The sequence below is a fragment of the candidate division WWE3 bacterium genome, from assembly GCA_026396615.1.
GTDB lineage: Bacteria > Patescibacteriota > WWE3 > JAPLWK01 > JAPLWK01 > JAPLWK01.
On the sequence record JAPLWK010000009.1, the window covers coordinates 33,394 to 43,272 of the forward strand.

At 41.0% G+C, this 9,879-nt stretch carries 13 protein-coding genes; 7 read left to right on the forward strand and 6 right to left on the reverse strand.

The genetic code is table 11. From position 1 onward, the window contains the following. Positions 1-309: 309 nt before the first annotated feature. Positions 310-807: a GreA/GreB family elongation factor gene (locus NT141_02925; GenBank protein ID MCX6783996.1), complete on the reverse strand. Its 498-nt coding sequence runs from the start codon at positions 805-807 to the stop codon at positions 310-312. Between the two features lie 91 nt (positions 808-898). Between NT141_02925 and NT141_02930 the strand changes: the two genes are divergently transcribed. Next, complete coding sequence (locus tag NT141_02930) at positions 899-1,309, forward strand: hypothetical protein (GenBank protein MCX6783997.1); 411 nt, start codon at positions 899-901, stop codon at positions 1,307-1,309. Between the two features lie 45 nt (positions 1,310-1,354). Here NT141_02930 and NT141_02935 read toward each other — a convergent pair whose 3' ends face one another. Both NT141_02935 and NT141_02940 read right to left on the reverse strand, forming a co-directional pair. Next, positions 1,355-1,582, reverse strand: coding sequence for a DUF5652 family protein (locus tag NT141_02935; GenBank protein ID MCX6783998.1), 228 nt, complete (start codon positions 1,580-1,582; stop codon positions 1,355-1,357). A gap of 263 nt (positions 1,583-1,845) precedes the next feature. After that, the gene (locus tag NT141_02940) at positions 1,846-3,075 is read right to left on the reverse strand and encodes a restriction endonuclease (protein MCX6783999.1); all 1,230 of its coding nucleotides are present in this window, start codon (positions 3,073-3,075) and stop codon (positions 1,846-1,848) included. Positions 3,076-3,224: 149 nt separating this feature from the next. On the opposite strand from NT141_02940, the gene NT141_02945 reads away from it, so the two are divergent. Together NT141_02945 and NT141_02950 are read left to right on the forward strand one after the other, a co-directional pair. Then, the gene (locus NT141_02945; GenBank protein ID MCX6784000.1) at positions 3,225-3,524 is read left to right on the forward strand and encodes a hypothetical protein; all 300 of its coding nucleotides are present in this window, start codon (positions 3,225-3,227) and stop codon (positions 3,522-3,524) included. Positions 3,525-3,626: 102 nt separating this feature from the next. Further along, positions 3,627-5,114 carry a hypothetical protein gene (locus NT141_02950; GenBank protein ID MCX6784001.1) on the forward strand — a complete coding sequence of 496 codons (1,488 nt, stop codon included), beginning with the start codon at positions 3,627-3,629 and terminating at the stop codon, positions 5,112-5,114. Positions 5,115-5,119: 5 nt separating this feature from the next. Here the strand turns inward: NT141_02950 and NT141_02955 are convergent, their stop codons facing one another. The 3 genes from NT141_02955 to NT141_02965 all read right to left on the reverse strand — a co-directional run bounded on the left by NT141_02955 (position 5,120) and on the right by NT141_02965 (position 7,308). Continuing rightward, the gene (locus NT141_02955) at positions 5,120-5,404 is read right to left on the reverse strand and encodes a hypothetical protein (GenBank protein MCX6784002.1); all 285 of its coding nucleotides are present in this window, start codon (positions 5,402-5,404) and stop codon (positions 5,120-5,122) included. 390 nt (positions 5,405-5,794) lie between these two features. Further along, entirely contained in the window at positions 5,795-6,112 is a 318-nt protein-coding gene (locus NT141_02960) for a hypothetical protein (GenBank protein ID MCX6784003.1), read from the reverse strand. Between the two features lie 38 nt (positions 6,113-6,150). Then, positions 6,151-7,308 (reverse strand): hypothetical protein, encoded by a 1,158-nt coding sequence (locus NT141_02965; protein ID MCX6784004.1) that lies wholly within the window; start codon positions 7,306-7,308, stop codon positions 6,151-6,153. Positions 7,309-7,567: 259 nt separating this feature from the next. On the opposite strand from NT141_02965, the gene NT141_02970 reads away from it, so the two are divergent. The 4 genes from NT141_02970 to NT141_02985 all read left to right on the forward strand — a co-directional run. Next, the gene (locus NT141_02970) at positions 7,568-7,732 is read left to right on the forward strand and encodes a hypothetical protein (GenBank protein MCX6784005.1); all 165 of its coding nucleotides are present in this window, start codon (positions 7,568-7,570) and stop codon (positions 7,730-7,732) included. A gap of 350 nt (positions 7,733-8,082) precedes the next feature. After that, positions 8,083-8,334: a hypothetical protein gene (locus NT141_02975; protein ID MCX6784006.1), complete on the forward strand. Its 252-nt coding sequence runs from the start codon at positions 8,083-8,085 to the stop codon at positions 8,332-8,334. 2 nt (positions 8,335-8,336) lie between these two features. Next, positions 8,337-8,756 carry a hypothetical protein gene (locus NT141_02980; protein MCX6784007.1) on the forward strand — a complete coding sequence of 140 codons (420 nt, stop codon included), beginning with the start codon at positions 8,337-8,339 and terminating at the stop codon, positions 8,754-8,756. Between the two features lie 117 nt (positions 8,757-8,873). Further along, positions 8,874-9,879: recombinase family protein (locus NT141_02985; GenBank protein MCX6784008.1), on the forward strand; the 1,006-nt coding region annotated here is incomplete at its 3' end.

The window sequence follows — 9,879 nt, forward strand, 5'->3', positions numbered from 1 at the left end:
GGAGGACGGTTTTGCATCCTCTGCTTGTTACAATCCCGACAGTAAATCTTTCCAAAAGTTCCATCCTGCTTTTTAGTAGGTTGGAAAGGAAGTTCAGTTACGGCGGCATTGCATTGAGCGCAAGTTAATCCTAAAGAAGACACGTCAAACATTTGACGAGGAGCTCTTTGTTGATAATCCATTAGTATATAGTCACCTTCTTTCGTAAACGGGTGACTACTTCAAAAAGATTCGCAAGGAATCGTAACGAAATTATCACCTTCTAACCATATATTATAGCAGAAAACCGGCCAAAGTCAAGGGTTTGTACTACGAAATTTTTAGGATCCTAAAAGAGGTTTGGGAATTACCAGCCTTTAGGATTGCTTCTGACCCAACTTTTCGACCAAGTAGTGCTTGCCCAAGTGGTGAATCAAAAGAAATAAGTTTCTTGATCGGGTTGGCCTCCGTGGTGTCAACTACTTTAAAGGTTTCTTGACCGTGCTCGCTTTTCACTGTCACTTTGGACCCGATGGCAACAATGTCACTTTCACCACTAGGGACAATTTTGGCGATTGTTAAAAGTGCTGTGATCTCGGCTTTTCGGCCCAGCAAAAAAGCCTGTTCTTCCTGAGCATTATCCCAAGCGTGGTTTTCCGGTAAATCGCCGAATGACGCTGTTAGCGCCAACTTTTTCGATAAAGCCGGTTGCTTCACTTTAATAATATCTTTTAACTCTTTTTGCAGCTTTTTAACACTGTCGGCCGTAAGAATGACAGTTCGCGGTGTTTCCTCCTTAGTAGGTGTTTTAGTGCGAGATGTCGACATAAGGCTACATTATATAGTAGTAAGAACGATTCATGAATCACCAGCAACCCAGGTGTTGACAAATAGTTGCTTCAAGAGGATTATATACTTAATGCCAGAAAAAACTATCAACGCCACACCCATTCCGCCAGTCGCTCCGCAAACTCCACCGGTAGTTAAGCCGGCGGGAGAGACCGAAGACACGCGGACAATTGTCACGATTCTACTTTTGATTTTTGTTTATCCGGTCGGGTTTGCGCTAATGTGGTTTTGGGCGAAATGGAAAAAATCGATTAAAGCCCTAGTGACCTGTATAACCTGTCTACCAATTTTGATCGCTATAATATTTTTCTTCGGCTCAATTTTGTTAGTGGCTATTAATCCTAAGGAAGCCCTCAACCGCGCCAACCAAATGCAACAACAGCAACTTCAAAATTCCGAGCAGAACCTGCCGCTCAACAACGGTACGACACTTCCAGAGCCAGTCCTTCCATCAAGCGACACAAACGTACCATCTTACTAACTTTCCGCAATCTTTCTTGTAAACACTAAACTAAAGTTTTGACAACTACTGCGTAGGAGTCTTCTTAAAAAACAGTAGGTAAATAATCGGTAATACCCCAACGGTGTTCAGTAAAAACAAAGCCACAAACCAGCTTTTTTGATTATTTCGGCCGGCCTGCCACAGGGCCATACCTTTAAGGATCACATCGACTAAAACCAAAATTATTAAAACCCAAGAATACTTAAAATAAAAATCAAGAATCGGTGAAGTAGCGGAAAGATTAGAGAGCATATTTAAATTATATACCTAATAAAAATGGCTGTGCCACGTTAAAGATTGGCGACAGGTTTACTAGTGGCGTAATAATTCTCGCTATGCTCGAATTAAACGCCACACTGTAAAAATCTAGACTCATTGCAAGCGAAGCTGCAATTCGCCAATATTTTTACGTGGTACCGCCTCGTCGAATACGTGAGCAACTACTACCAGACTACAGAAAACTATGCAACATCAAAGAGTACAAAGCTGTTCGGGAGACCACTGCAGAATTTTGTTTAGGCGGCTGAGGTTTCTTTAGCAGCGTGCCATCTGTATGCTCTTCTGAAGCCGTTGCTCTCGGCTTCGCCTACGGTTTGGCAGTATATCTCCCCCTTTGATTTTTCTATCTTAGTGTTGTCGTATTGCTGATCAAATGGCAAATGGTAAATTTTAGCGCCGTCAACCTTTGATATATTACATTTAATGCAAGGGTATTCGTTTAACATTTTAAACTTTTCTTTTATCTCTATACCCAGCTCACCACCGAACCGCCTAGCTAAATCTGATACCTCAGTTGTCGTATAGAAGACGGCGGTCACCTTTTTATTTGGGTTTTGATCTTTGTACTGAAAAACAGTCCCGAAGAATTGGAAAATATGTTTTTCGAATATTGTTTTAAATTGCGACCAGTTTTTGCACTGTATTACCACTATTTCTTTTCCTTTAGCACAAATTAAGTCTCGACCTAAGTCTTCATAACCCTTAAATATGCCGGTGTATTCGACATCATAGCCGGCCGTCTCGTACAAATATCCAACATACCGCTCATATAATCTACCCAACAACCATTTGGGCTTATTGGGGCGCTTCCAAAACCGATCAAGTGCCATTTGATTTCTTTCCGCAGAGGAAAGTTTGTGATATTCGTCTTTTGTGAGGAAGTTTGTAACCGGGTCGGCGCTTTCTTCCTCACTATAACCAGCCGCTATTTCTTCGTTTTCATCAAATTCCTGCTCTTTGTAATCTAATAAAAATGGGGCTATGTTCTCGTAATACTCGATAATAGATTGAGTCACTCGTTGTGATGTTTCCGCTTCTCGTCTCCTCTTAGCTTCTAATTTGACGATTTCGGATGAAGAATACGCTGGGTGCGATTTTCTGGTTAGGTACCCAGAAAGTGCGTCGTCCATCAATTTTTCATAATTTGAAATATTCTTGAAGAGACTGGGAAATCCAGATGCCCGCTCTTTAAGTGATTGTCTCCACATACTCTCCTTGGCTTCAGAAGTTTCTAGCTTCTGTTTTAGTAAAGCGATGGCGATTTGTGTTTCAGAGCTGACCTTATCTACAAGCTCTTTATATGTTCCGTATGCCACGAAAAATAGGAATACTCCTACCGACAATACCCCTAGCCAAAGACTACTAGTAAGTAAAAAATAAATAAATACAGGGATAACTAAAACCATGGAAGTCAGTCCATAAGAAAGAAGCTTTGCTAGGTATTTACTGGTGAATTGATTAAACATTTGTAAATTAATTAGACACCTAATATATTACTACGTTCGTTAATTAGTATAAAAGAGGAGGGCCACGATATTTTATTAACAATTCAGAGGACCTAACTCAGCACCTTAATTATCGCCGAATAAAGCTATTACTATGCTAAAATAACGGTATGAAGCTTGATGATTTTGTCGCCGGAGCCCTTTCCGATATAAATAAGGGATTATCGGATGCGAGTAAGGTGACTGGGAAAAGTTCTTATATAGAAATCTCTAGTCCGAACAACGGAGTACACTTCGATGTCGCAGTGACAACAGCGAACTCAACAGAGCAGTCCGCTGACGGTAAAATTGGTATAGGTGTTATACAAGTTGTAGGTTTGGGAGTAAACGCTACAGTCAAGAATAATGATGCAAGTAGCGTGGTAAGCAGGATCCAGTTCACCGTAGTGGTACCCCCAGACAGTAATTAATAAATAAGTAGAGTATATGGGATCAAATCGTAAATGGAATCATCTCGGTGGCGGTGTTTCCTGCTGCAACTCGACTTTGAGCTTTTATTCTAAAATCAACTTATGGAAAATTCCTGGAATCGACTAACATTGGGACTATATAATCCGGAATCCCGATTGATGGGTGTTGACTACGGGAAACTTTACCTTGACCCTCTTCGCGCTAAACAAACTCTTTTTCACGAAGTTACACACTCACTTCTTACCTCAACGACAGATTACGGGTTAGCAATCCTACCAATACTAAATCTTTTGCCTAAAATCACTTCTATATCCAGGGAAGACAAGGACAAGATAAAACAATCTCTTATGAGAAATCAGACAAATGCACAAGAGGGTTTGGCAACGCTAATGGAGCTTTTAATGCTGCGGGGAGAAATAGGTAAGCGGGCCAGCCTAATTTGGGCAAGAGCGAACTTAACGCAGGAGTACTACGACTGGTTCTCACCAATGTCGTTTGTAATCAGTATGAGCAACCGATATAGAGAAAACTTTACAACAAAGATATCAAGAATAACTTTCCAAAATGGATTTAGAAAAGCCTGCTATGAGAGAGATCTTTTCGGTAATATTAAGGGGCTACAACATTTTCTTGCAAGCCCGAGTGTTTCTCCGGATATCAGACTACTGAAACTGGTACAAACAGTAGCTAAGTCACCAAGCTTATTGAAGAAGAGTGAGATCGACATTTGTGCGGCCGCAGATGTTGAATACTTCCCTGACGCAACAAAAGTAGAGGTAGCCGAGTTTATAAACTACTTGTATGACCTTGCGGGTATTGACCAAAAAATGACTGAAATTGATGTAAAACAAGTTCCTGAAGGTGCGGCTGCCGTTTTAGAAAACACGCAATCTCTTATAGTCGCAAACATGAACATTAGACTTTCCGAAAGTGGTATTACACTACCCGAAAAAAATGACCTCTTGCACTACTGTAGTGAATTTGAAGTAGTAGTGGTCACATTTTTATCTGATGAACTAGAATTTAAACAAACCCTAGAGCATATTAGTGGAAGGAAGCACGATGTTGGGATTCTAGCAATTACTAAAAATGGTGAAAAATATATCTATGCGGACTCATTTGATGCTATATCATCATTATTAGATAAAGAACTTAAAGAAAAAACATTGTTAGTAAAATGGGGACTTTATCAACCGGGTCTGACTTGCATACCTAATATGGATGGCTGTCGTAAGCCCGATGTAGTTATTTTTAATTCCTTAAACGACCTAATTGGAGCCTTTAGTGAAGCGGCGAGTAGGGGGGATAAATTCCAATATCTTTACCTGTCATCGTCAGAAGACCATCCTTTTAGAACATTGGTGATAAAAGATATCGAAGGTGTTCTGTATATGCTTAATGCATGGGGAAATGTTGCGATTGATAACTTTCTGCAGAAATCGAACCAAAATTTCATACGCAGTAGCGTTGATAAATTCTTACAAGAACACCGGCATTATAACAACGCATTCGCTTTTTGGATGAACTTACCATGGGACATTGACTGGTATAAAACTATGATGAGCACAGACCATGTTATTTATAGGTAGTAAAATTATCCAACAAATAACCCGCAACCACAGGCGGCCCGGTAAGTATTGTGATCCGGGCAAATAGTGGCGGGGCTGTATCGAGTTGATTCTCCCCCGGCAACCTTTTTACTGTCATGACGACCGAGCTCTTTTAGGAACCGTAGACCGTCCCGGCTTTTGGCAACCTTAGTTATAGGCATTACGTAGTAGGAAGGCTTTCCGTGTACGGTCACGGCCATAGGAAGCTTTACGTGGTTAAGGTAGTGATAGGGATTTTTGGCGAAGCTCTCAACGTTTATGCTAAACACGCCGCAATTATACTACTAATCCTACGAGTGGGAGCTCCATAAAACCAATAGAAAAAGTAGTACAAAAAGGTGTGGCCATTACCCACAATTTCGTCAAAATTGTTTTAACTTGGAGATTGGGTGGCCAATGATTTGTGAGCGACACGTCGTTAAATAGAGATTATACGACTAGATTATTTATGTAACTACCTCTTATAATGTATTGTAACTGTAGGGATTATTCGACATCTGGTGATCTTATTGTAACTTCTAAAATGCTTCATTTAACAAAATACCGTCCTATAACTGGTGGTTTTCCATCCTTCAGCCCGGGTACCGGGGGTCTTCCAGCTCACCCCACCAATGTGACGGGTATAGGTATGACAAAAGTCTATTTCAGTGAGTTTTGTATTAATTCTTACCTCTTTTTGTCACAAATCTTGTAAATATTGCCGCCAAAAACCCGATTGCTAAATTGATGTTAGTTAAAAGTAGGTCGCTACTTAAATTTTTGTAATTGAGTAAAAGGTTTATGTTAAAGTTTTTGTCTGTACTTAAAAGAGGGAAAAAAGTAACTTTAAAGATAGAATTTATACCACGGCTCCAAAGCATGGGGTTCGATTTATAAACCCAAACTAACGGATTAATAAAGAAAATCCAGAAAATAAGGAAATAAATAACCGCCTCAAATAATGTAATTTCGAACTTTTTAATTTTAAATAAAATCATTATTTAACCTTCCTATACAAGTCGCTGCGGCCCGTTGCTTACTCGCAATAAAGATTAATGTCGTTATTTATTTCGTCGCCAATACCATTAGTCTTTGATTCAGCAGCTTTTGTAGGGCCTTCGTAGTTGTAGCCATTACCTGAATTTCTAGCCCCGGGGCAGTATTTATCGCTGTTTGAATCCAAGCCGCAGCATTTGTTCGAGCAGGAAGACCAATTGTTTGGGTAGTTAATAGCGGGTATCGGCATACCTTGAGACCTTAATATCACAAAGTCAGCGTTAAACTTATCTAGTGCCTGTTTGTATGTTTCCCAACACTGACTTTGACAAACCCACTCTCTCGCTGCATTTACATAATCTTGTTCCAAAGAAGTAAATAACCCGGCCTTATTAGCACTGCAATTCCTAGTGAAATTTAGCCCGTTAAGGAATAAATTAGTGGTCACTTTCCGCTCGGCATAGGCATTTTGATCATCTGTGCAGATATCAGTGGATTTTTCCCACTTCCAGGTGTCACCGATGGGGCAACAAACACTCACCTTGCATTCATTTTGGGGAAGTTGAAAATCGCCGCAATGATCGAATTTACAGGTAATTATAGGGTCGCTATTCTCTTGTTGAGCCGGCTTTGTGGTCGTGTCGGTGTTTGGATTAGTTGTATTTGGTGTAAGAGCGGTATCTGTAAAAATCTGATTAATTGCGTCCTGCTCGCTGGCCGCCGCCTCAAAAGCATTTAGCCCCTCAAGTCCATTCGCTAAATCTTTATCTAGCTGGTTTAGCTCTTCAGCTATGACACCGTTTCTGTCTCTTAGAATACCAGCTGTCGTGGCCGGTGTTTTAGGGTCAACTAAGCTGTCGTTGTTCCCCGTTAACTCTAAACGAAGATCCTCAAGATGAGTTTGAATGCGGGTGCTAACGTCACCAGACGCCGGTAGTTTTACTTTTAAGGCGTTTATCTTACCCAAAAGTGTTAGAAATTGGGCATGGTCAGCATTTGAAAGTTTTGGTACCGGTGGCACCGAACTTTCTATACCTGATTTCGATTGACTGAGGTAAGCCAATAATTTGGCGGGTAACCCCGAGCTGTATACAGTGTAGACAAAAAGAGCACTGCCTAAAGCAGTTATAACCAATACAAATGGTAAAAATAGATTCTGGTTATGAAATGCTGACCGAATACCCGCGAATAACCTCATACAGCTAAGAAACACGAAGGGGCTACCCTCGTAACCTCAGCCTGACAGCGTTTGGTCCATAGAGAGTAACCCCTAAATACGGACCAAACGCTTTTTGAGCGTTTTTTAGCTGTCAGGCTAATAGATTGACCATATTGTAGCTCTTTAAGCGTATAACTCAACAATTTTGCCAACAAATTTACCGAACATCCGCATATCCTGAAAGCTTCAAAATTATCTAATTTTATTCTCATAACCCTGAAGGTACATTTCATCCAGTATGGTCACATGGCTCAACGAAACACTAAAAGCAGAGATTCAGAAAGTATTTAAACCCCGCTACGGTCGGGAGTTGACTAATGAGGAGTTAGAAACTATCGCCACTAATTTAGTTAGTTTTATGGAGAGTGTGGCCGGGATTAATAAACCAAATTTAAATTCGTAAAAGGAATCGTTGAATTCCTGAGAAAGTAGTAATTATGGAAGATTTAACAATAATCAAAAGATGTCCTCGCTTTGAATTCTGCTCTGCTCCCCGGTGTCCTCTCGATCCGTTAATGCAAACACGGTTCCGCTTCCCAGAAGAACAAAAATGCACGCTCGGAAAATCAATCCGGCTCAAACTGGGTAACGAGCTTCAAAATAAAGGTCTGTTTCCGAAAGAGTTGGGCGGAATTAAATCCTGGAACTCCCGTACCCCAGAATCTAAAGAATCGACCTTGAAATATTTGGCCTCTGGAGGCATTCAAAGACGAATAACATCGGTTGTACAAAAACGAAAGGAGGAATCCGATTATGGATACCTTTGAGTCTAGAGACCTGATGTTATCGGCGGCGATTTTATCAGAAGGTCTGCCGCTACTAAGAACTAAAGATTTGGGCTCCCACCTAATATTCGTTTTCGGGATGCCCGCCGCCTGCAAGAAAATCGAGGAGGCTTGGTGGGCCGGAACGCTAACCATTAATGCCTCGATGTATGCGGAAGCCATTAAAAGACTTAAGAATTTAGTACATTCGAGATCAATTCCCGGAAAGGAGGTGAGATAACAATGACAGAATCTATGAAGGAGATCTTAGCTGATAGATCTTTAAAACTTAATGGTACTGTTAACAGTACAGATAAATCTTTATCTACAGTTAACAGTAAAGATAGATCCATAAATACAGTTAACAGTAATAGTACTGTTGGCCATGAAACTGATTTTTCAAGTAAGTTTGAGGGTCTTGTTCACGATTTTGGTTGTAAGTCTGATTATATAGCCGATAAATTAGCTACCGATCTCGGTGATATAGAAAGCAGAGCATACTACACAGTATTAGCTGAAAATTATAAATCCGATTTGCTACTTGAGGCACTTGCCTTAACGCTTGAAGCATATGAGATGGGAATCATAAGAACAAGGAAACCCATATACTTCCTGGGAATATTGAGACACTGGGATCTAAAAACGAAATTTAGTAGATCCTAATTGATACCGGTACTCTGGAAGACTAAGATTCGAGTGTGATTAGATAGGTGAGGCATTTTGTGCACCCATTGATGAAAGCCTCACCAATCTGACCACAACAACCAAAGAATTAAAGTTATGAGTAACTTAAGATATATACGCTACAGCCGAAAGTCATCAGAACCTAAAGAGAAGCAGGCGTTATCGATTCCTGAACAGAACGCCGAGTGTGAGAAGTATGCCGTCACTAATAATCTAAACATCACCTATCGTTTAGAGGAAAGTAAGTCGTCATTTAAACCACGAATCCGCCCGGTATTCGATCAAATGCTTAGATTAATTGAAAACGGCGCCGCCGATGCCATCTTAGCTTGGGCGCCGAATCGTCTTTGTAGAAATCCTGAGGAGGGCGGCCGAATTCTTCAACTTTTACAGGACGGGGTTCTTAAAGAAATTCGAACCACTACTGGCGAAGCCTACACCCCAGAGTCAGATCATCTTGTGTTACAAATCCATTTTGGAATGGCTAACCAGTACTCACGCAACATCAGCCGAGATGTTCGGCGAAGCTTAATTCATAAACGGGAGCGGGGTGAATACCCAAGGATGGCGCCGGTTGGTTTTGACACTTTTGGCGAGAAGGGAAGCCGCAACCTTAAACCTAACATTTTAGAAGCGCCGCTTATTAGAAAGGTTTACGAAATGGCGGCGACCGGTCAAATGTCGTTGCACTACCTGTCTAATTGGTTATTTGATAGTGGCCTACGAACGAAGAAGGGCAAGCGAATAAGCGTTAGTCATCTTTACAGAATTTTAACGTCACCGATCTATTATGGCTGCTTTTACTCTCTAGGTGAGCTGTACTCTGGATCTTACGAGCCAATTGTCAGCAAGAATCTTTTTGATCAGGTTCAAGTCGCATTAGGAATTCGTTCCAAACCTCGAATGAATACTTGGAAGTATTGGACTAACGGCCTTGTTTATTGCGCCGAATGCGGCTGTGCTATAACCACGACAATAAAAACCAAGCACTACAAGGAGACAGACCGAACCGCCACTTATCTTTATAACCACTGCACTCATCGAAAAGGTGGTTGCCACGAGCACCCTATCGGAGCTGACGATTTCCAGCAGTTACTTAAAG

Excerpts from the sequence above, each read along its gene's own strand:
- NT141_02925 (MCX6783996.1), bottom strand. The coding sequence starts at position 807 with ATGTCGACATCTCGCACTAAAACACCTACTAAGGAGGAAACACCGCGA.
- NT141_02930 (MCX6783997.1), top strand. The coding sequence starts at position 899 with ATGCCAGAAAAAACTATCAACGCCACACCCATTCCGCCAGTCGCTCCG.
- NT141_02935 (MCX6783998.1), bottom strand. The coding sequence starts at position 1,582 with ATGCTCTCTAATCTTTCCGCTACTTCACCGATTCTTGATTTTTATTTT.
- NT141_02940 (MCX6783999.1), bottom strand. The coding sequence starts at position 3,075 with ATGTTTAATCAATTCACCAGTAAATACCTAGCAAAGCTTCTTTCTTAT.
- NT141_02945 (MCX6784000.1), top strand. The coding sequence starts at position 3,225 with ATGAAGCTTGATGATTTTGTCGCCGGAGCCCTTTCCGATATAAATAAG.
- NT141_02950 (MCX6784001.1), top strand. The coding sequence starts at position 3,627 with ATGGAAAATTCCTGGAATCGACTAACATTGGGACTATATAATCCGGAA.
- NT141_02960 (MCX6784003.1), bottom strand. The coding sequence starts at position 6,112 with ATGATTTTATTTAAAATTAAAAAGTTCGAAATTACATTATTTGAGGCG.
- NT141_02965 (MCX6784004.1), bottom strand. The coding sequence starts at position 7,308 with ATGAGGTTATTCGCGGGTATTCGGTCAGCATTTCATAACCAGAATCTA.
- NT141_02970 (MCX6784005.1), top strand. The coding sequence starts at position 7,568 with ATGGTCACATGGCTCAACGAAACACTAAAAGCAGAGATTCAGAAAGTA.
- NT141_02975 (MCX6784006.1), top strand. The coding sequence starts at position 8,083 with ATGGATACCTTTGAGTCTAGAGACCTGATGTTATCGGCGGCGATTTTA.
- NT141_02980 (MCX6784007.1), top strand. The coding sequence starts at position 8,337 with ATGACAGAATCTATGAAGGAGATCTTAGCTGATAGATCTTTAAAACTT.